The organism is Burkholderia sp. APQ4-4ca (assembly GCF_057837105.1).
The window spans coordinates 19802-39880 of record NZ_JBYQCG010000225.1; the positions used below are offsets into that span (position 1 = coordinate 19802).

General features: G+C 69.4%; 15 protein-coding genes and 1 pseudogene. 6 read left to right on the forward strand and 10 right to left on the reverse strand.

All coding sequences use genetic code 11. The features are described 5' to 3' along the window. Positions 1-8: 8 nt before the first annotated feature. From xdhC to AC3IFE_RS25780, 4 genes are all read right to left on the reverse strand, one after another. A complete protein-coding gene (xdhC, locus tag AC3IFE_RS25765) occupies positions 9-1013 on the reverse strand; it encodes a xanthine dehydrogenase accessory protein XdhC (protein WP_089466910.1) in 1005 nt (334 codons plus the stop codon). Positions 1014-1633: 620 nt separating this feature from the next. Continuing rightward, the gene (locus AC3IFE_RS25770; protein ID WP_089466911.1) at positions 1634-2146 is read right to left on the reverse strand and encodes a disulfide bond formation protein B; all 513 of its coding nucleotides are present in this window, start codon (positions 2144-2146) and stop codon (positions 1634-1636) included. A 158-nt stretch (positions 2147-2304) separates the two neighbouring features. Continuing rightward, on the reverse strand, positions 2305-3681 hold the full coding sequence (locus tag AC3IFE_RS25775; protein WP_489192840.1) for an amidase: 1377 nt from the start codon (positions 3679-3681) through the stop codon (positions 2305-2307). 6 nt (positions 3682-3687) lie between these two features. After that, positions 3688-4368, reverse strand: coding sequence for a GntR family transcriptional regulator (locus AC3IFE_RS25780; protein WP_489192842.1), 681 nt, complete (start codon positions 4366-4368; stop codon positions 3688-3690). A gap of 253 nt (positions 4369-4621) precedes the next feature. Between AC3IFE_RS25780 and AC3IFE_RS25785 the strand changes: the two genes are divergently transcribed. Next, the gene (locus tag AC3IFE_RS25785) at positions 4622-5812 is read left to right on the forward strand and encodes a gamma-glutamyl-gamma-aminobutyrate hydrolase family protein (protein WP_489192844.1); all 1191 of its coding nucleotides are present in this window, start codon (positions 4622-4624) and stop codon (positions 5810-5812) included. A 115-nt stretch (positions 5813-5927) separates the two neighbouring features. After that, positions 5928-6626, forward strand: coding sequence for a DUF2968 domain-containing protein (locus AC3IFE_RS25790; protein WP_489192846.1), 699 nt, complete (start codon positions 5928-5930; stop codon positions 6624-6626). A 79-nt stretch (positions 6627-6705) separates the two neighbouring features. On the opposite strand, the gene AC3IFE_RS25795 is transcribed toward AC3IFE_RS25790, so the two are convergent. Further along, positions 6706-7806: a hypothetical protein gene (locus AC3IFE_RS25795; RefSeq protein ID WP_489192848.1), complete on the reverse strand. Its 1101-nt coding sequence runs from the start codon at positions 7804-7806 to the stop codon at positions 6706-6708. A gap of 201 nt (positions 7807-8007) precedes the next feature. Here AC3IFE_RS25795 and AC3IFE_RS25800 point away from each other — a divergent pair, with 201 nt between their 5' ends. Beyond that, complete coding sequence (locus tag AC3IFE_RS25800) at positions 8008-9303, forward strand: MFS transporter (protein ID WP_489192850.1); 1296 nt, start codon at positions 8008-8010, stop codon at positions 9301-9303. Between the two features lie 82 nt (positions 9304-9385). Here AC3IFE_RS25800 and AC3IFE_RS25805 read toward each other — a convergent pair whose 3' ends face one another. Beyond that, on the reverse strand, positions 9386-11221 hold the full coding sequence (locus tag AC3IFE_RS25805; protein WP_489192852.1) for a tetratricopeptide repeat protein: 1836 nt from the start codon (positions 11219-11221) through the stop codon (positions 9386-9388). A 130-nt stretch (positions 11222-11351) separates the two neighbouring features. Here AC3IFE_RS25805 and AC3IFE_RS25810 point away from each other — a divergent pair, with 130 nt between their 5' ends. Then, on the forward strand, positions 11352-13016 hold the full coding sequence (locus tag AC3IFE_RS25810; RefSeq protein ID WP_489192854.1) for an FAD-dependent monooxygenase: 1665 nt from the start codon (positions 11352-11354) through the stop codon (positions 13014-13016). A gap of 8 nt (positions 13017-13024) precedes the next feature. Here the strand turns inward: AC3IFE_RS25810 and AC3IFE_RS25815 are convergent, their stop codons facing one another. The 4 genes from AC3IFE_RS25815 to AC3IFE_RS25830 are packed head-to-tail and all read right to left on the reverse strand — an operon-like array spanning position 13025 to position 18327. Next, a complete protein-coding gene (locus AC3IFE_RS25815; protein ID WP_089466919.1) occupies positions 13025-13276 on the reverse strand; it encodes a formate dehydrogenase subunit delta in 252 nt (83 codons plus the stop codon). Positions 13277-13283: 7 nt separating this feature from the next. Further along, positions 13284-16235: a formate dehydrogenase subunit alpha gene (gene fdhF, locus AC3IFE_RS25820; protein ID WP_489192856.1), complete on the reverse strand. Its 2952-nt coding sequence runs from the start codon at positions 16233-16235 to the stop codon at positions 13284-13286. A 17-nt stretch (positions 16236-16252) separates the two neighbouring features. Continuing rightward, entirely contained in the window at positions 16253-17830 is a 1578-nt protein-coding gene (locus tag AC3IFE_RS25825) for a formate dehydrogenase beta subunit (RefSeq protein WP_489192858.1), read from the reverse strand. Further along, complete coding sequence (locus AC3IFE_RS25830; RefSeq protein WP_489192860.1) at positions 17827-18327, reverse strand: NAD(P)H-dependent oxidoreductase subunit E; 501 nt, start codon at positions 18325-18327, stop codon at positions 17827-17829. Before AC3IFE_RS25830 ends, AC3IFE_RS25825 begins: the two co-directional genes overlap by 4 nt. 131 nt (positions 18328-18458) lie before the next feature. On the opposite strand from AC3IFE_RS25830, the gene AC3IFE_RS25835 reads away from it, so the two are divergent. Both AC3IFE_RS25835 and AC3IFE_RS25840 read left to right on the forward strand, forming a co-directional pair. After that, the gene (locus AC3IFE_RS25835; RefSeq protein WP_489192862.1) at positions 18459-19565 is read left to right on the forward strand and encodes a substrate-binding domain-containing protein; all 1107 of its coding nucleotides are present in this window, start codon (positions 18459-18461) and stop codon (positions 19563-19565) included. Positions 19566-19735: 170 nt separating this feature from the next. Further along, positions 19736-20079: pseudogene (locus AC3IFE_RS25840) on the forward strand (IS21 family transposase); the annotation flags it as partial.

The following is a 20079-nucleotide window of genomic DNA, read 5'->3' on the forward strand; positions in this document are numbered from 1 at the left end:
TTGGTCGGTCAGTCAGTAGGGGAAGCCTGCGCGGACGCATTCGCCTCGACGGCCTGCAGCAACTGCGCGGCCACCGAGATCGCGATCACTTCGGGCGCCTTGTCGATGATGCCTTCGACGCCGATCGGGCAGCGCATCCGCGCGACCTGGGCCGGGTCGATGCCGATCGCGGCGAGGCGATGATCGAACTGCGTGCGTTTCGTCTGCGAGCCGGTCATCCCGAAGTACGCATAGTCGCCGCGTCGCAGGATGCGCTCGGCCAGCACGAAATCGAGTGCATGGTCGTGCGTCATCACGACGAAGTAGGACTGCGGCGGCGCTGCGTCGACTGCGTCCGCCGGGGAAGCGGCCGCGTCGATCGCGAGGTTGCCGATGCCGGCGAGCGCGTCGGCCGGCGGGAACAGCGCATCGGGCCGGTCGATCCAGCGCACCTGGCACGGCAGCGTCGCCAGCACTTTCACGAGCGCGGTGCCGATGTGCCCCGCGCCGAACAGCACGACGGGGAACGCATACGGCGCGATCGTTTCGGTCATCAGCGAGACGCCGCCGGTTTCCCACAGCAGGCAGTCGGCGCGCGCGGCTTCCGATTCGGGCTCGCTCAACAGCGGCGCGCCCGGCGAGGGGCCGAATGATACGCTACGCACGGTCGCGGCGCCGGCCGCGACGCGCTTCGCGAGCGACATGATCCAGCCGAGGTCGCCGACGTCGAGCCGCTCGAACGCGAGCACCACGGCGCCGCCGCAGCACTGGCCGAGGCTCGGGCCGAGCGCGAGCCGCTCGAGCCGGCGCGCGTGCGGCACGTGCGCGCCGTCCTTCAGCAGGTGCCGCGCGATCTCGATCGCCTTCCATTCCAGATGACCGCCGCCGATCGTATGGCGGGCCGTGTCGCGCGTGACGAGCATCTTGGTGCCGGCCTCGCGCGGCGCGGAGCCGTCGGTGTGCGCGACCGTCACGAGCACGGCCGCTTCGCCGTGCGCGAGCAGTTGCTGCAGATCGCCGAGCCAGGCTTCCATCAGCACGCTCCGTTCGGGACGACGCGGCACGACGCGCGGCGCGCTCTGGCGGGCGCGGCGGCAACGAGAACGAACGGGGGCGCGGCAGGCCGGCTGCACGGCGGATGCCATGCGGCGGCGGCCGACCGACGGCGTGCGTGAACGGCGCCGCCGGACGCGCGGACGCCATGAGGGTGACGGATGCGGATGGTGTGCGTTGTCATGATGAATCCAGTCGACATTGCGGATCGGGCGCGCGTTACGCAGGCAGCGGTGAGACCGCCTGGCCTCGCGCACGTAGATCGCCATCCAGTCCCGAAGATAGCACCGCCACGCGGCGGGAACATGGCCGGGCGGTGATCCGGGCTATCAGGCGGCGATCATGTCGATCATAGGCCCGCCGCGCGGGATCGGGGGACCGATGCATGCACATCGGGCCGAAACGCATGCGTGGCGGGGCAGGGGCGCGGCGATCGCGCGACGCGCGCCCGCCCGGAAATCCGGGCGGCGGCGGGGTAGGTGTTTACGCGCGGCGGCCGGGCGGAGCCGGCGCAGGCCGCAGCCGGGTGACGACGCGCCGGCGGCGCGCGGCCCATCCGCGCGGGCCGCGCATGCGATGGGCCGGCACCGCGGCCGGCGGGTCAGCCCGCGAGCTTGCGGCGATGGCGCCAGAGGCTCGCGACGACCGCGACCAGGATCAAGGCGAAGCCGATCAGCGCCCAGCCGGGCAGCAGGATGCCGAGGATCGGCGGGTAGACGGTCTCGCACAGCCCGGCGACCTTGAACATGCCGGGGAACCACTGCGCGGGCGGCAGGCTGTCGACGATCGGCTGCAGCGTGTCGAAGCCGCAGCTGAAGCCCGGATTCATCTGGATCGACAGGTGCCGCGCGGCCGTGCCGACACCGCCGGCCGCGGCGATCGCGATCAGCAGTTCGAGCACCCAGACGCCGCGCCAGTTGCGGATCCCGGCGGCCAGGAACGCGAAGATCCCGATCGCGCAGAAGAAATAGCGCTGGATGATGCACAGCGGGCACGGGTCTTCGTTCTTCACGTACTGCAGGTACAGCGCGCCGGCCAGCAGGGCGATGCACACCCATCCGAGCAGCATCAGCAGGCGGCGTTCGCGGCGGAGTGCAAGCGTGTAGTCGTTCATGTCGGCGGGGGTCCTCGTCGGTCGGTCCGTAAAACAATCGCGCGATTTTAGCGCGAATGATCTGGCACGAAACTGACAGCCCGCGTGCGGCAGCCTGCCGCACCGCGCGCGGGCCGAAGGCGATCGGTGTGCGACCGGCTTGCCATCGGCCGGTGCGGTCAGCGGATCGTGTTCAGCACGGCCTCGACCGACTGGCCGATCGCGAGCAGCGCGTCGTCGTGATGCGGCGCCGCCGCGAGCATCAGGCCGACCGGCGCCGCGTCGCGCGGATGGCACGGCAGCGACAGGCCGCACGCATCGAGGAAGTTGAACGCGCTCGGGTTGCGCAGGATCAGCGCGTTGGTGCGCGTGAACGCGTCGTCGTCCGTTTCGAGTTCGGCGATGCGCGGCGGCACGACCGGCACCGTCGGCGCGACGAGCGCATCGAAGCGCGGCCAGACCGTGTGCGCGGCTTCGTCGAGCATCGCGGCGCGCGCGGCGAGCAGGTCGAGATAGTCGGCCGCGCTTGCGGGTTCGCCTTTCAGGATCCGCGTCAGCACGCGCGGGTCGTACTGGTCGCGATGCTTGGCGAGCAGCGGACGATGCCATGCGTACGCTTCGATCGGCGAGAAGCCGAAACGGTTGATTTCCGGCAGCCGGTCGAGCGCGGGGAAGCGTACTTCGGTGACGATCGCGCCGGCCGCTTCGAGATGCTTGAGCGCGGTGTCGAGCGCCGCCGCGACGTCGGCATCGACGCCATCCGTCACATAGTTCGTCAGCACGCCGAGCCGTACGCCTTCGAGCGGCCGGGCGGCCGGCACGTGCGGCTCGAGCCCCGCGAGCATCCGGTCGACCATCGCGCAGCACGCGACCGTCAGGCCGATCGGGCCGAACGAGTCGAGCGTCGTCGACAGCGGCACGCCGCCTTGCGTCGGAATCCGGCTCGCGGTCGGCTTGAAGCCGGTCAGCCCGCACAGCGCGGCCGGAATGCGGATCGAGCCGCCGGTGTCGGTGCCGAGCGCGACGGCGGCCATCCCGTCGGCGACCGACGCGGCCGCCCCCGACGACGAGCCGCCCGAAATCCGCGCATCGCCCGGCACGTCGCGGTGGTACGGCGAGCGCGGGTTGCCGAAGTGCGGATTCAGCCCGAGCCCCGAGAACGCGAACTCGCTCATGTTGGTGCGGCCGACCAGCACCGCGCCCGCGCGCTTGAGCCGCGCGACGGCGACCGCATCGGTGCGCGCGGCCGGCGCGCCGTCGAGTACGCGCGACCCCGCGCGCGTGACCTGGCCCGCGACGTCGAACAGGTCCTTGATCGACACGGGAATGCCCGCGAGCGGCGACAGCACGGTGCCCGCGGCGCGCAGCCGGTCGTGCGCGTCGGCGGCCGCGCGGGCGTTGTCGGCATCGACTTCGGTGAAGACGACGGCGCCCTGGCCCGACGGATCGGCGATCCGGTCGAGTGCGGTGTCGACGAGCGCGCGGCTCGTGGTCCGGCCGGCGGCGAGGTCGGCGGCGAGCTGGGCGAGCGGGGGGAACGGCGTGAAAGTGGTCATGGCGGCTCAGGGGCGAAGATGTTGGAGAAGCGTGGAGCGGAACGAATCGATATGGCTCTCGACGGCTGCGCGCGCGCCGGCGGCGTCGCGTGCGGACAGCCGGTCGAACAGCGCGCGGTGCTCGTGCTGGACGTCGGCGAGATGGTGTGGTTCGGACAGCGTGACGAACCAGAAGCGCAGCGAGCGCTCGTGCAGCGCGCGCAGGATGTCGGCGAGCACCGCATTGCGCGTGGCCGCCGCGATCGTCTGATGAAACGCGCGGTCGAGCTCCATCATGCCCTCGACGTCGTGGGTGTCGACACAGGCCTGCCCGTCGTCGAGCAGCGCGGCCAGGCGCGCGAGATCGTCGGGGGTCGCATGGCGCGCGGCGAGGTCGGCGCAGTGCGCTTCGTTGATGCGCCGCACGTCGATCACCGCGACGATGTCGTCGAGCGACAGCGGCTGCACCATCAAGCCCTTGCGCGGGATCACCGACAGCAGCCCTTCGAGCACGAGCCGATGCACGGCTTGGTGCACCGGCGTGCGGCCGATGCCCGTGCGCGCGACGAGGTCGGCTTCGTTCAGCGCGGCGCCCGGCTTCAGGCGCATCGTGATGATGTCCCGCTGGATCAGCGCGTACGCGCGGTCGGCGAGACTGGCCGGCGACGCGGCGGCGCGGTGGGGGGTAAGGTCGTTCACGGTACTCATGCCGGTTGCGGCGCGGTGGCCGGGAAGGGCGCGATCATGGCGTGGAGGCTCGGGAAGCGTGGACGATCGCTGGATATTATTGTGATATATCACTGATGTCCAGCGCGGCGATACGGGGTAACGATCCCGGTGCGGGTGGCCGCCACTTGCAACAATATCGACAGGATGTTGCAGGTTTACCGCGCGATCGTGCACTGAAGCATAATGAATCCTCGTCTATCCCTACGCGCGAGCGACGCATCAGACTATCGTCATGAGCGAAAACACGCCTTCCCCGGCCGGTCTGCCCGGCACCTCTTCCGCTTCTTCCGATTCCCCTCGTCCCGATCCGGCGAAAACGCCCGATGCGCCGGCCACGCAGGCCGCCGCGGAGCATGTCGCCGATGACGGCGCATCGCCCGTCACGGCCGCCTCCGAGCCGGGCGCGCCCGGTGCGGCAGGCGCCGTCGGCGATGACGCTGCCGCGGTCGCACCGCTGAAGCCAGGCGCGCCGCCGCCCGGCTTCGGCGCGCCGCCCGATTTCGACACGCCGCGACCGCCGCCGGCGAGCGCGCAGAATGCGCCGTCCGCCTATCTGAAGCAGAGCGACACGCCGTGGTCGGTATTCGGCCGGATCGTCGCGGCCCGCGCACGGCGGCTGTTCGACCGCGCCGGCCAGCGCATCACGCAACGCACGCTGCGCATCGGCGTATCGGCGCGGATCTTCCATCCGGAGCCGGGTGCGAAGGGGCTGCGCGGCAAGACGCTGCAGTATCTCGAGGAATCGATCGCCCACTGGGTGATGTCGCGCGACGTGCTCGTGTTCATGATTCCGACCGTCGGCCATCAAGGCATGATCCATCCGAGCAACATCCGTCTGCGCGATTACGCGAAGCATCTCGACGGCCTGCTGCTGCAGGGCGGCGCCGACGTGTCGCCGCAGACCTACGCGGCGTCGGACGCGCGCCCCGAATGGCCCGGCGATCGCGTGCGCGACATGTACGAGCTCGAGCTGCTGCACGAATTCGTCGAGTCCGGCAAACCCGTGCTCGGCGTATGTCGCGGCTGCCAGTTGATCAACGTCGCGTTCGGCGGTTCGCTGTACCAGGACATCGCCACCGACGTGCCGACCGCGAACGCGCACGTGAGCGAGCATTACGACCAGCATCGTCACGCGATCCGCTTTCCCGATTCGTCGACGCTCGCGAGCATGTTCCCGGGGCGCAGCGAAGCGATCGTCAACTCGATTCACCACCAGGCGATCCGCGATCTCGGTCGCGATCTGAACATCGAGGCCGTGTCGGCCGGCGACGGGATCATCGAAGGCATTCGCCATCGTCGTTCGCCGTTCGTCGTCGGCGTGCAGTGGCATCCGGAGTTCCATCGCGCGGGCGGTTCCGAACTGCTCGACTGCACGCCGCTGCTCGACGCGTTCCTGCGCGCGGCACGCGAAACGCGCTTGTAGCACGCCGTATTTTTCGCGTGGCACGCAGGCCGGCCGCATCCCGATAAATTCGAGATGCGGCCGTTTCGTTTTGCACGATAATCGCCAGTTCCGATTTGTTCGCCGGAGTCTGACGTTGGCTTTCCGAAACTTCTTCCCTGCACGATGCGCAACGTGGATCGTTGCGCTGGCCGCCTGCGCGCAAGCGGGCGCGGCCTGGTCCGCCGATGCGACCGCACCCGTCGCCGGTACGCGTCCGGCAGTCACGAGCCTGAGCGGCAGCGCGTCGTCGGCGCCATCGGCCTCGGCCGCGTCGGACACCGCCGCGCAAGGCAACGTCGCCGAGCTGACGCAGATGCTGCACGACGGCCGGATCGTCGAGATGCGCACGACCTACAACGGCAGTTACGGTGCGAGCCTGATGTTCGATCCGCGCGAGATGACGTATTACGTCGCCTTGTTCCAGGACAAGAACCTGTGGCGCGTGATCCGTTCGCAGGAAAAGAATCGCGCGGAGATGGTGTACGCGAATTTCGTTCAGCAGACGGCGCAGCTCGCCGATATCGAGATTCGCCGGACCGAGCTGCAGGCGCAGAAGGCATTTCTCGAACGCGTGATCGCGCTGCAGGCGAATCGTGCGCAGCAGTTGCAGGCCGACTTGAGCGTCGCGCGCAGCCAGCAGGCCGAAGTCGCGCAGCGGCAGAAGTCGGCGCAGGAGCAGGCGCAGGCGCTGCAGGTCGAGAAGCGGGCGGCGCAGTTGCAGTTGCGCGATCTGCAGGAGCAGGTGCGGCAACTCGAGAAGCAGACCGAAACGGGGCTGTCCATGCACAAGTAACGATTCGTCGAACGGACGGAACGAGACGAGCGAAAACCCCGGCGAAGCGATCTTCGCCGGGGTTTTTATTGGGCGGACGTCAATGCGCGAACGCGTCCGGCACGTCGGTCAAGCGGCGATGCGACAGTCGCGTCGTCCAGTCGAAGCCGGCCGCGGGCGCGTGTGTCGGCTGCGTTACGGGCAGCGCGTTCGCGATGGCAATCAACGTGGCCGGATCGTCGAGCGAGTCGCGCGTATCGCGCGTGTCTGCCATGCGCGGCGGCCGGGCGAGCCGATCGCGTGTGCGGGTGTCGCCCGCGGCGCGCGGGAGCGGCGCATGCGCAGCCGGTCGCGGCACGACCGGTGTGCGGGGCGATGCTTGCGTCGTGCGCGGGCCCGTTGCCCGACGTGGCGAAGCAGGGGCGGCGTGCCGCACCTCGGAGGTCGCTTGCGGGTGAAGCGACGCGTGGCGGAGCGGAATGTGGTGCGCGGCGGGCGACGATTCCGTCGTGTTCGCGACACGCGTCGCCATCTTGCGCCGCGGCATGGCGTTCGTCGACGGGGCCGGTTCAGCCTCGGCGACACGTACGGTGCCGGTCGATATCGTGGTGTGCGCGGGCGCACCATCGGCGGCTTGAATCGTGTACGGGGAGCCGAAACCCGCCGGTGGCTCGTACGCGCCGATCAGCCAGCCGATGATGCCGAGTGTGCCGATGCTCCAGCAGGCGGCGTACATCGCGCGCCGGTCGCGAGGGCGGCGGGCCGGATGGCGCAAGCGCCGGCCGGGGACGACAGCCGGCGTGACAGTCAACCCGGCCGAGGCCGGCAGCGCCGCCGTCACGGATAGCGGCTGCCATTGGCACGCGCGGTGCGGTCGGTCGACATCGATGCAGGACGTTGTCAGGGTCGCGAGGCAGTGCCTGCCGGGCCCGGCACCCCGTGCGTCGCTAAATCGCCATTCGCGGCCGAACGGCGGGACGTGGTCGAGCGGGGTGGCGCGAGGGCGGGCAAGCGCGCCTTCGACCGGGACGAGGGGGAATGGGATCATGGCGGGGGCGTCGTGCGACACGGGCGACCCGTGCCGACGCGGCGTGAAAATGTCGTCGCAAATCCTGACATTGTGGTCAGCCGGCGAAGGTCGGTCGATCGGATCGATCTGATTCTTGTGCCCGTTTCCGGGCGACTTGTACGAGGCGGCCACCGCGACGCCGGTGACGAGCGCGCTACAAGGCAAATGTCGGCTTGCCGTGGCATGATTCGCGAATCATGCCGGCGGCGCGCCGTTACGCGCGGTGCCGCCGGCGGGCAGCGATGCCCGTGCGCGTCGGCCCGGTCCGGCGCGGCGCGCGTCGCCGGATCCATGCGGCGCGGTATGCGCGCCATCCGAGCTGAGCGAGAAAACATGTCCACAGCGTCGCCTGCCATCGCGCAGGAATCGAAAGTCCGCACCGTCTTCCGCGTCGTCAGCGGCAACTTCCTGGAAATGTACGACTTCATGGTCTACGGGTATTACGCGTCGGCCATCGCGAAAACATACTTTCCGAGCGGCAACGCCTTCGCGTCGCTGATGCTGTCGCTGTCGGTATTCGGCGCGGGCTTCCTGATGCGGCCGGTCGGTGCGATCGTGCTCGGCGCGTACATCGACCATCACGGCCGCCGTAAGGGGCTGATCCTGACCCTCGGGCTGATGGCGATCGGCACGCTCACCGTGGCCGCGATACCGGGCTATGCGACGATCGGCGTGCTCGCGCCGGTGCTCGTGCTGCTCGGCCGGTTGTTGCAGGGCTTTTCGGCGGGCGTCGAACTCGGCGGCGTGTCGGTCTATCTGTCGGAGATCGCGACGAAGGGCCACAAGGGGTTCTATACGTCGTGGCAGTCGGGCAGCCAGCAGGTCGCCGTCGTGTTCGCCGCGTTCGTCGGCGTCGTGCTGAACCGCGCGCTGCCGGTCGAGGAAATGACCGCGTGGGGCTGGCGCATTCCGTTCCTGATCGGCTGCCTGATCGTGCCGTTCCTGTTCCTGATCCGCCGTTCGCTGAAGGAGACCGACGAATTCCTGGCGAAGCGCCACCGCCCGACGATGGGCGAGATCATGCGCTCGATGCTCGACAACTGGGGTGTCGTGGTGGCCGGCATGGGGATGGTGATCATGACGACGGTGTCGTTCTACATGATTACCGCGTACACGCCGACCTTCGGCAAGGAAGTGCTGCACCTGTCGTCTCTCGACGCGCTCGTCGTGACCGTCTGCGTCGGGATCTCGAATCTCGTGTGGCTGCCGCTGTCCGGTGCGCTGTCCGATCGCATCGGCCGCCGCCCGGTGCTGATCGCGTTCACGGTGCTGACGCTGCTGTCGGCTTACCCGGCCGTGTTGTGGCTCGTCGGCGATCCGTCGTTCCTGCGGCTGCTCGCGGTCGAGCTGTGGCTGTCGTTGCTGTACGCGTCGTACAACGGCGCGATGGTCGTCGCGCTGACCGAAGTGATGCCGGCCGACGTGCGGACGGCCGGCTTCTCGCTCGCGTACAGCCTGGCAACGACGATCGGCGGTTTCACGCCGGCGATCTCGACGCTGCTGATCCACCAGACGGGCAACAAGGCGGCGCCGGGGATGTGGTTGAGTGTGGCCGCGATCTGCGGCTTGATCGCGACGCTCGTGCTGTATCGCACGTCCGACGCGCGCAACCAGTACAAGTCGGCCTGACGGCGGCCGGCATAGCGCGCGGTGTCCACCGCGCATCGCGTTGAAAAAAGGGAGCGCATCGCGCTTCCTTGTTCGTTCGCGGTCAGGCTTCGCGCAGCATGCCGGCCACCGCGGCCGCCACGTCGGGCCACGCGCCCGGCGCAGGCTGGCGGGCGATGCTGGCGCGCGCGTACCACGGGCAGTCGCCGCCGGTGAACCAGCGCCAGTCGGCCGCGAACGGCAGCATGACCCACAGCGGCTTGCCGAGCGCGCCCGCGAGGTGCGCGACGGCCGTGTCGATCGTGACGACGCCGTCGAGCCGCTCGATCAGCGCGGCCGTATCGGCAAAGTCGTTCAGCCGGCCGTCGAGGCGATGCACGCGCGGATGCGCGTCGACGCGCGCCCGTTCTTCGTCGTCCAGCGCGGGCTGCAGCACGATCCAGTCGATGTCCGGCAGCGCGAGCAGCGGCGCGAGCGCGTCGAACGGCATCGAGCGGTTTTCCTGCGCCTGCCGGCGCCCCGACCATGCGAGGCCGAACTTGCGCTTCGACTGCCCGCCGAGCGAGCCGCGAAAGCGCCGCCGGGCGCCGTCGGGCGCATCGAGGTAGCGCGAACCGACGATGTCCTCCGGCTGAAGCCCGAGCAGGAACGGCAGGCTCATCAGCGTGCAGGCGACGTCCGCGGCCGGCGGCTTCGCGGTGCCTTGCGGGACGAGCGTCACGCGCCAGCGCGCCGCGGCCGGCGTCAGCAGTGCGACGAGTTCGGGCTGAACCTCGAGCATGACCCGCGCGCAGCGTGCGCGCACCTGCGGCACGAAGCGGACGAACTGCAGCGTATCGCCGAACCCCTGTTCCGCGCGGATCAGCAGCGTGCGCGACGCAATCGGCTCGCCCTGCCAGCGCGGCAGCGCGCCGAGCGGCGTCGCGCCGGGCGTCTCGTGGCGCGCTTCGTACGCGGGCAGGCCGCGCGTGAAGTCGCGCAGCGTCAGCAGCGTGACCGCGCGATGCAGTCGCGCGAGCGTGAGATCGGGCGCGACGCGCAGCGCCTGGTCGAATGCGCGCAGCGCCATCTCGTGCGCGCCGAGCGCGTGATGCGCGTTGCCGAGATTCAGCCATGCGAGCCCGAACGACGGATCGAGCCCGACGGCGCGCTCGTAGTAGGGCAGCGCGTCGCGATGGCGCGCTTGCGCGCAGAGCGCGTTCGCGAGCCCGAACAGCGCGAGCGGAAACGGGGGGTGCAGCGCGAGCGCGGCTTCGAATGCCGCGGCGGCCTCCGCATGCCGGCCTACCGCATCGAACGTGTTGCCGAGATTGAAATGCGCGGCGACGAACCGCGGCTGCGCGGCGATCGCGGCCTGGAAGTGCGCGATCGCATCGTCGGCGCGACCCATCGCGCTCAGCGCCATCGCGAGGTTGTTGTGCGCGCCCGCATGCCCGGGCCGGAGTTCGAGCGCGCGACCGAACGCGGCGAGCGCGTCGCCGTGGCGGCCGAGCGCGTTCAGCGCGTTGCCGAGATTGTTGTGGATCGACGCGTCGTCGGGCGTGAGCCGCAGCGCCCGGCTGAACGCGTCGATCGCATCGTCGTGACGCTGCAGCGCCGCATACGCGTTGCCGAGGTTGTAGTGCGCGAGCGGAAATTCGGGTGCGAGCGTCAGCGCGTTGCGGAATCGGTCGATCGCTTCGTCGAGCCGGCCGAGCGCTTTCAGTGCGTTGCCGAGATTGAGCTGCAGCGCGGCATCGTCCGGACGCAGCGCGACGGCGCGGCCGACGAGATCGGCTGCCTCGGCATGCTGGCCCTGCTGGTGCCGCAGCACGCCGAACAGGTGCAGCGCGTCGGCGTTGGCGGGGTTGGAGGCGAGCGCGTGGCGATAGCCGTGCTCGGCCTCGGCGAGGCGGCCCGCACGATGTGCGGCGTACGCCCGGTCGAATGCGGAATCCATGACGCGATAACTGGCGGAAAGCGCGTATTTTCCCACACCGCGCGGCGGGGCCGCGCATCGGCCGTCCGGCATATGGCCCCGTCACGCGGAGCGGCGTAGACTGGCAGGGTCGCGTGTCATCGAGGTCTCCATGGCTGACACACAGTCCGATATCCCACCCGTGCTGATCGTCGGCGCGGGGCCGACCGGCCTTGCCGCGGCGATGAGCCTCACGCGGGCCCGCGTGCCGGTGCGCATCATCGATCGGCTCGTCGCGCCCGCGCCGTTTTCGCGTGCGATCGGCATCCAGGCGCGCACGCTCGAACTGCTGGAGCAGCATCGTGCGGTCGAACCGTTTCTCGCGCTCGGCCATCGCGCCCATGCCGCCGAACTGCATGCCGACGGCCGCGTGATCGCGCGGCTCGATTTCGATCCGCTGCAAACGCGCTATCCGTATCTGATGTTTCTCGACCAGAGCATCACCGAGCGGCTGCTCGCGGAGCACCTGGCCGGAATGGGCGTGACCGTCGAACGCGGTACGGCGCTGACCGCGTGCGACACGGGCGGGAAGGGCGGGAAGGGCGGCACGTCGCTCGACGTGACGCTGCGCGGCGCCGACGGTCGCGACGAGTCGTTCGCCCCGTCGTACCTGATTGCCGCCGACGGCGCGCACAGCACGGTCAGGCACCTGCTCGGCCTGGGCTTTGCCGGGCATGCGTTCGAACAGACTTTCCTGCTGGCCGATTTCGCGGCGATACCCGACTGGCCGGACGAGGAGATCCACCTGTTCACGACGCCCGCGGGCATCGCGGGCCTGTTTCCGATGGGCGGCGGCCGTTACCGACTCGTCGCGGACCGGCCGCCCGGCAGCGGCGCGTCGCCCGACGCGGCGGCGCCGTCGCTCGAGGAATGCGACGCGATCATCCGCGCGCGCGTCGGCGCATCGATCTCGCCAAGCGATCTCGCGTGGTCGTCCTATTTCCATCTGCACAGCCGGATGGTCGACCGGCTGCGTCACGGCCGCGTGTTCTTCGCGGGCGACGCCGCGCACGTCCACAGCCCGGCCGGCGCGCAGGGCATGAACACCGGCATCCAGGAGGCGTTCAACCTCGGCTGGAAACTCGCGCGCGTGATCCGTGCCGGCGCGCCCGAGCGGTTGCTCGACACGTATCACGCGGAGCGCCATCCGATCGAGCGCGACGTGTTGCGGCAGACCGGTTTCGTCACGCAGGTCGTCGAAGCCGAGCGCGGTGCGATGAAGCTGCTGCGCGATCACGTCGTGCCGCTGCTCGCGTCGTTCGGGCCGATGCGCGACGCGGTCAGGCGCACGGTGAGCGAGCTCGGCGTGCAGTACCGGAAGAGTCCGCTCACGCTCGAGCGCGTGCTCGACGGCGGCCCGCGCGCGGGCGAGCGCGCGCCCGATGCGCTCGTGCACGTGCTCGACGGGCCGCTCGGTCGCGCGCCCGGCACGGCGCGACTATACGATCTTCACGATCCGGCGAGTTTCACGCTGTTGCTGCTGGAAGAGCCGGCGAATGCCGACGCCGGCGAGGTGCCGCCGATCCCGGCCGATGCGCAGGCGCTCGTGCAGGGGCTCGAACGGATCATGCCGGAAGCGGTGCGCGTGTGGCGCGTCGCCGATGCCGAAGGCGACGGTGCGGCGGGGCTCGCGCAGGAATACGGCCGCTCGCGGCCGTCGTTCTATCTGCTGCGGCCCGACGGCTATGTCGCCGCGCGCGGGCGCACGGCGACCGACGCGAACGCGTTGCTGCGCCACTGCGAAAGCTGGTTCGCGGGCATGTCGGTGTCCGCGTAGCCGCGCGCTCAGGCGGGCGCCGCGGCAGGCACGAGCGACGCGCGATGCGCGGCGATCGCGTCGCGCACGATCGGCGCCGCGCGTTGCCCGGCTTCGCTCGACGGGTCGTCGAGCGCGGCGAGCAACGCGCGACGCATCCGCGGTTCCCAGAAGCGCCGGATATGCTCGGCGATGCCGCCCAGCGCTTCGTCGCGATCGGGCATCGATTCGAAGAACGCGCCGATCTGGTTCGCCATGTCGATCAGGTGGTCGTGGTCCATGGCTGCCTCACTTGCCCGTCGTCGCGATTGCCGGCGCGGCGGCGCGGCGCTCGAGCAGATCGAGTTGCTCCGAGTTGAAGCGCGCATACGCCTGCTGCCAGTCGGACGGTTGCGCAACCGGCATCACCTGCACGGCCGTCACCTTGTATTCCGGGCAGTTCGTCGCCCAGTCGGAGCTCTCCGTCGTGATCACGTTCGCCCCCGATTCGGGGAAGTGGAACGTCGTGTACACGACGCCCGGCTGCATGCGATCGGACACCAGCGCGCGCAACACGGTCTGCCCGGCGCGCGATTCGATGCCGACCCAGTCGCCGGTGCGGATCCCGCGATCCTCCGCGTCGTGCGGATGGATCTCGAGGCGATCCTCTTCATGCCACCGGACGTTTTCGGTCCGGCGCGTCTGCGCGCCGACGTTGTATTGCGACAGGATGCGGCCCGTCGTCAGGATCAGCGGATAGCGCTGCGTGACTTTCTCCGGCGTCGGAATGAACTTGGTGATCACGAACCGGCCCTTGCCGCGCACGAACGTGTCGATGTGCATGGTCGGCGTGCCTTCCGGCGCGTGTTCGTTGCACGGCCACTGGATGCTGCCGAGCGCGTCGAGCTTCTCGTACGACACGCCCGAGAAGGTCGGTGTGAGCCGCGCGATCTCGTCCATGATTTCCGACGGATGCGTGTAGTGCATGTCGTAGCCGAGCGCCTGCGACAGCAGCAGCGTGACCTCCCAGTCCGCGTAGCCCGCGAGCGGCGGCATCACCTTGCGCACGCGCGAGATCCGGCGCTCCGCGTTCGTGAACGTGCCGTCCTTTTCGAGGAACGTCGAGCCCGGCAGCAGCACGTGCGCGTATTTCGCGGTTTCGTTCAGGAAGATGTCCTGCACGACGATGCATTCCATCGCCGACAGCGCGGCCGCGACGTGCTGCGTGTTCGGGTCCGACTGGACGATGTCCTCGCCCTGGCAGTAAAGCCCCTTGAAGCTGCCGTCGAGCGCCGCGTCGAACATGTTCGGGATGCGCAGCCCCGGCTCCGGCTGCAGCGTGGCCGACCACGCCTGTTCGAACTGCGTGCGTACGACCGCGTCGCTGATGTGCCGGTAGCCGGGCAGTTCGTGCGGGAACGAGCCCATGTCGCACGAACCTTGCACGTTGTTCTGGCCGCGCAGCGGATTGACGCCGACGCCTTCGCGGCCGACGTTGCCGGTTGCCATCGCGAGGTTCGCGATGCCCATCACCGTCGTCGAGCCTTGCGCGTGTTCGGTCACGCCCAGGCCGTAATAGATCGCGGCGTTGCCGCCCGTCGCGTACAGGCGCGCGGCCTCGCGCACCAGCCCGGCCGGCACGCCCGTCACGTCCGCGGTCGCCTCGGGCGAATTGTCCGCCTGCGCGACGAAGTCGCGCCATTGCTCGAACGCGCGCGTGTCGCAGCGCTCGGCGACGAATGCGTCGGCCACCAGCCCTTCGGTGACGATCACGTGCGCCAGCGCGTTGACGATCGCGACGTTGGTGCCGGGGCGCAACTGGAGATGATGCGTGGCCTTCACGTGCGGGCCGTCGACGACGTCGATGCGGCGCGGGTCGATCACGATCAGCTTCGCGCCTTCGCGCACGCGCCGCTTCAGCCGCGAGCCGAACACCGGATGGCCGTCGGTCGGGTTCGCGCCCATCACGACGATCACGTCGGCCTGGCCGACCGAGGCGAACGTCTGCGTGCCGGCCGATTCGCCGAGCGTCGTCTTGAGGCCATAGCCGGTCGGCGAGTGGCACACGCGTGCGCAGGTATCGACGTTGTTGTTGCCGAACGCGGCGCGCACGAGCTTCTGCACGAGATAGGTTTCCTCGTTCGTGCAGCGCGACGACGTAATCCCGCCGATCGAATCGCGGCCGTACTTCTGCTGCAGCTTGCGGAACTGCGTCGCCGCGTAGGTGAGGGCTTCGTCCCAGCTCACTTCGCGCCACGGGTCGGTGATCTTCTCGCGGATCATCGGCTTCGTGATGCGGTCCTTGTGCGTCGCATAGCCCCACGCGAAGCGTCCCTTCACGCATGCGTGGCCTTCGTTCGCGAGACCGTTCTTGTGCGGCGTCATGCGCACGACCTGCGTACCCTTCATCTCGGCCTTGAACGAGCAGCCGACGCCGCAGTACGCGCAGGTCGTGACGACCGAGTGCTCGGCCTGCCCGAGCTGCACGACGGATTTTTCCTGCAGCGTGGCCGTCGGGCAGGCGGCCACGCAAGCGCCGCACGACACGCATTCCGACGCCATGAACGATTCGCCTTCGCCGGCGGCGACACGCGATTCGAAGCCGCGCGCGGCGATCGTCAGCGCGAACGTGCCCTGCGTTTCCTCGCACGCGCGCACGCAGCGGTTGCAGACGATGCACTTCGACGGATCGTACGTGAAGTACGGATTCGATTCGTCCTTCGTGTCCTTCAGGTGATTCGCGCCATCGAAGCCGTAACGCACTTCGCGCAGGCCGACCACGCCGGCCATGTCCTGCAGTTCGCAGTCGCCGTTGGCCGGGCAGGTGAGGCAGTCGAGCGGGTGGTCGGAGATGTACAGCTCCATCACGTTGCGGCGCAGCGACTGCAGCCGGTCCGATTGCGTGCGCACCTTCATGCCGGCTTCGGCCGGCGTCGTGCACGACGCCGGATAGCCGCGCCGGCCTTCGATCTCGACGAGGCACAGCCGGCACGAGCCGAACGGCTCGAGCGAATCGGTCGCGCACAGCTTCGGGACGTTGACGCCGGCTTCGATCGCCGCGCGCATCACCGACGTGCCGGCCGGCACCGTGACCGGCTGGCCGTCGATTTCGAGCGTGACGTCGGTATCGGCGTACCGTTGCGGCGTGCCGTAGTCGGTTTCGTCGTGCGGATCGCGTGCGCGCGCCTGGGCGGCGCTCTTGCACGCGCATTGGCCCGAGCCGCAGCCGCCTTGGCGGACGTTGTTCGTGTCGAGGGACATGCAGGGCTCCTTCTGGGTCAGGCCGCAGCCTTGACCGGGCCCGACGCGGCATCCTTGCCGGCAGCGAGCCCGAAATCTTCGGGGAAATGGTCGAGCGCGGACAGCACCGGGTACGGCGTCATGCCGCCCATCGCGCACAGCGAACCGGCGAGCATCGTGTCGCAGAGGTCGCGCAACAGCGTGATTTGCCGCTCCGACGTGTCGCCGTCGCGAATCCGCGCGATCGTCTCGACGCCGCGCGTCGAACCGATCCGGCACGGCGTGCACTTGCCGCACGATTCGATCGCGCAGAACTTCATCGCGTATTCGGCCAGCTCGGCGAGATTCGACGTGTCGTCGTGCAGCACGATGCCGCCGTGGCCGACCACCGCGCCGATCGCCGTGTACGCTTCGTAGTCGAGCGGCACGTCCCACTGGTGATCGGGCAGGTAGGTGCCGAGCGGGCCGCCGACCTGCGCCGCGCGAGCCGGCCGACCGCTGGCCGTGCCGCCGCCGAAGTCGAACAGCAGCTCGCGCAGCGTGACGCCGAACGCGAGCTCGACGAGGCCGCCGTGACGGATGTTGCCGGCAAGCTGGAACGGCAGCGTGCCGCGCGAGCGGCCCATCCCGTAGTCGCGATAGAACGCGGCCCCGCGCGCGAAGATCACGGGCGCGGTCGCGAGCGTGATCACGTTGTTGATCACAGTCGGCTGGCCGAACAGGCCGGCGAGCGCGGGCAGCGGCGGCTTCGCGCGCACGACGCCGCGCTTGCCTTCAAGCGATTCGAGCAGCGCCGTTTCCTCGCCGCATACGTACGAGCCCGCGCCTTTCGCGACGTGCAGCTCGAATGCGTGCGCGGAGCCGAGCACGTGCTCGCCGAGCCAGCCGGCTTCGCGCGCGCGGACGATCGCGGCTTCGAGCGTGGCGATCGCGTGCGGGTATTCGCTGCGCACGTAGATGTAGCCGACCGTCGCGCCGGTGGCGACGCCCGCGATGATCATCCCTTCGATCAGGCAGTACGGATCGCATTCCATCAGCAGGCGGTCGGAGAACGTGCCGGAATCGCCTTCATCCGCGTTGCAGACGATGTATTTCTGCGCGGCGCGGGCTTGCCGCACGGTGCGCCACTTGATGCCGGCCGGGAACGCCGCGCCGCCGCGGCCGCGCAGCCCCGACTCGATCAGCGTTTCGCATGCGGCATCGCCGTCGAGCGCCAGTGCGCTCTTCAGGCCGGCGAGGCCTTCGTGTTGCAGGTAGTCGTCGATCGACAGTGGATCGGTCAGGCCGATCCGCGCGAACGTGAGCCGTTGCTGGCGCGCCAGATAGGGCAGCGCGTCGACGAGGCCGACGCCGCTCGGATGCGCGCCGCCGTCGAGCCAGTTGGCGTCGAACAGGGCCGGCACGTCGGTGGCCGACAGGTTCGCATAGCCGACGCGGCCCGCGGCCGTCCCGACCTCGACGAGCGGCTCGAGCCACAGCAGCCCGCGCGAACCGTTGCGGACCAGTTCGATCGCGACGCCGCGGCGTGCGGCTTCGGCCGCGATCGCGGCGGCGAGTGCGTCGGCGCCGAGCGCCAGCGCGGACGAATCGCGCGGAACGTAGATGCGGGTCGTCATGCGGCCTCCGGCGTATGGGCGACCGCGTCGGCCAGCAGCGCGTCGAACTTCTCCGGCGTGACCTTGGCGTGGAGCACGCCGTTGACCGTCATCGACGGCGATTGCGCGCACAGTCCGAGGCAGTAGACCGATTCGAGCGCGACGTCGTCCGGCGTGCGGCCCGCGGCGCCATCGCCGTGCGCGGCGTCGAACCGGCAGCCGGTGCGAGCTTCCGCGTGGGCGGCGAGCGTTTCGCAGCCCATGCTGCGGCACGCTTCGGCGCGGCACATCTGGATCGTCACGCGCGCGGGCGGCGCGGTGCGGAAATGGTGGTAGTAGGTCAGGACGCCGTGCACTTCCGCGCGCGACAGGTTCAGCGCCTTGGCGAGCGGCGCGACGCAGCCCGACGGCACGTAGCCCGCATCGTCCTGGATCGCATGCAGGATCGCGACGAGCGACCGGTCGGCGCGCGCATGGCGCTCGACGAGCGCATCGGGCGCAGGGGAATTCGGGGACATCGGTTATGCTCCTCCAAAGTCTCATATGCGCTCGAAATTCATATAGTGCGCAGCGGGACTTCGTTCTGATTGATTTTCACCAACGATAAGCGGAAGATTTCGCGGTCGCAATAGGAAATCGGAGTGCATAATTGATTCGGATCGAATGCGACGCGTATCTGACCGTACGCGACACCGAAGGCCGGTCGGCCAGCCTGTCCGACGTCGCGCCGCTGCTGGAGCTCGTGGCCGATACGGGCAGCATCTCGCAGGCCGCGCAAGCCAAGGGGCTGTCGTACCGGCACGCGTGGGGCATGCTCCGCGCGCTGGAGTCGTGCATCGGCGGCGAGTTGATCGAAACCGCGCGCGGCAAGGGTTCGACGTTGTCGGCGCTCGGGCAGGCGGTCGTCGACGCGCAGCGCCTGGCGCGCAGCCGCCTCGACGGGAACCTGCGCACGCTGGCGGCCGAAGTGGCCAGCGAGTTGAACCGGCGGCTCGCGCAGCGCGACGGGGCCGTGCGCATTCATGCGTCGCACGGGTATGCGGTGGCGACGCTCGTTTCCGCGCTCGTCGATGCGCAGGCGTCCGTCGACATCAAATACCGAGAGAGCGTCGAGGCCGTGCAGGCGCTTGCGCGCGGCGAATGCGACCTCGCCGGCTTCCATTTGCCGCGCGGTGCGTTTCGCGCGCAGTGCGCGCAAATCTACCGGCCGTGGCTCGACGACACGCGCCACGTACTGATCCACCTGACGCGCCGCCAGCAGGGGCTGTTCGTCCCCCGCGGCAACCCGAAACAGGTGCGCGGGCTTGTGGATCTGGCACGCAACGACATCCGCTTCGTCAACCGCCAGCCGGGGTCGGGCACGCGGATGCTGCTCGATCTCGCGCTGCGCGCGATCGGCATCGATCCGGAGCGCATCGACGGCTATGCGTCGGCCGAACTCACGCATTCGGCGATCGCGGCGTTCGTCGCGAGCGGCATGGCCGATCTCGGTTTCGGCGTCGAGCCGGCTGCCCGTCATTTCGGGCTGGACTTCATCCCGGTCGTCGACGAGGACTATTACTTCGCATGCGAACGCGCGCGGCTCGATGTGCGGCCGCTGGCCGATGTGCTGGCGCTGTTGCGCGACGCACGCTTCGTCGAGCGCGTCGCGCATCTCGACGGCTACGATCCGGCCGCGTGCGGTGCGCTGGAATACATCGCGGCCGGGCTGGCCGGCGGCGACGGCGCGAGTGTGCCGGACGGCAATTTCCGGTAACGAGACGGCGATCTAGACGGCGACAATTATCTTGGCCGGTTTGACGACAATTACCTTGGCCGGTGGGGAAACGACGAAGGCGGCGTAGCCGCCGTAGGCGCTTCCCCACCGGCGGCGCCGGACGGATGGGGTTTTAGGATGGCTGATCGTCTTCCAAAAGAAGAACAGCCATGCCCGGAACCTACATTACGGACCAGCAGGTCCGCCTCTATATGAACAAGCGCAAACATCACACCCAAGAAGTCGCAGCGGCCATGGCTGGCATGAGCGTTCGAACGGCGCGTCGAATCGAGCGCGGTGCGCCGCTGCCGTCGCAGAGAGCGTCGAGAACGTGGCGCACCCGATCCGATCCGTTCGCTGACGTCTGGGAGACGGAGGTGGTGCCACTGCTGCGCCATGCACCGCGTCTGAAGGCTGTTACGTTGCTGGCCAAGCTGCAGGAAGCTCACCCCGATCGGTTTCCGGATAGCATGCGTCGAACGCTGGAGCGACGCGTCAGCCAGTGGCGCGCAAT

Bases quoted from the DNA above. Each gene is read 5' to 3' on its own strand.
- AC3IFE_RS25780 (WP_489192842.1), bottom strand. From the start codon at position 4,368: ATGAGTACCGTGAACGACCTTACCCCCCACCGCGCCGCCGCGTCGCCG.
- AC3IFE_RS25815 (WP_089466919.1), bottom strand. From the start codon at position 13,276: ATGGACCACGACCACCTGATCGACATGGCGAACCAGATCGGCGCGTTC.
- AC3IFE_RS25770 (WP_089466911.1), bottom strand. From the start codon at position 2,146: ATGAACGACTACACGCTTGCACTCCGCCGCGAACGCCGCCTGCTGATG.
- AC3IFE_RS25825 (WP_489192858.1), bottom strand. From the start codon at position 17,830: ATGACGACCCGCATCTACGTTCCGCGCGATTCGTCCGCGCTGGCGCTC.
- fdhF (WP_489192856.1), bottom strand. From the start codon at position 16,235: ATGTCCCTCGACACGAACAACGTCCGCCAAGGCGGCTGCGGCTCGGGC.
- AC3IFE_RS25805 (WP_489192852.1), bottom strand. From the start codon at position 11,221: ATGGATTCCGCATTCGACCGGGCGTACGCCGCACATCGTGCGGGCCGC.
- AC3IFE_RS25800 (WP_489192850.1), top strand. From the start codon at position 8,008: ATGTCCACAGCGTCGCCTGCCATCGCGCAGGAATCGAAAGTCCGCACC.
- xdhC (WP_089466910.1), bottom strand. From the start codon at position 1,013: ATGGAAGCCTGGCTCGGCGATCTGCAGCAACTGCTCGCGCACGGCGAA.
- AC3IFE_RS25810 (WP_489192854.1), top strand. From the start codon at position 11,352: ATGGCTGACACACAGTCCGATATCCCACCCGTGCTGATCGTCGGCGCG.
- AC3IFE_RS25775 (WP_489192840.1), bottom strand. From the start codon at position 3,681: ATGACCACTTTCACGCCGTTCCCCCCGCTCGCCCAGCTCGCCGCCGAC.
- AC3IFE_RS25785 (WP_489192844.1), top strand. From the start codon at position 4,622: ATGAGCGAAAACACGCCTTCCCCGGCCGGTCTGCCCGGCACCTCTTCC.
- AC3IFE_RS25830 (WP_489192860.1), bottom strand. From the start codon at position 18,327: ATGTCCCCGAATTCCCCTGCGCCCGATGCGCTCGTCGAGCGCCATGCG.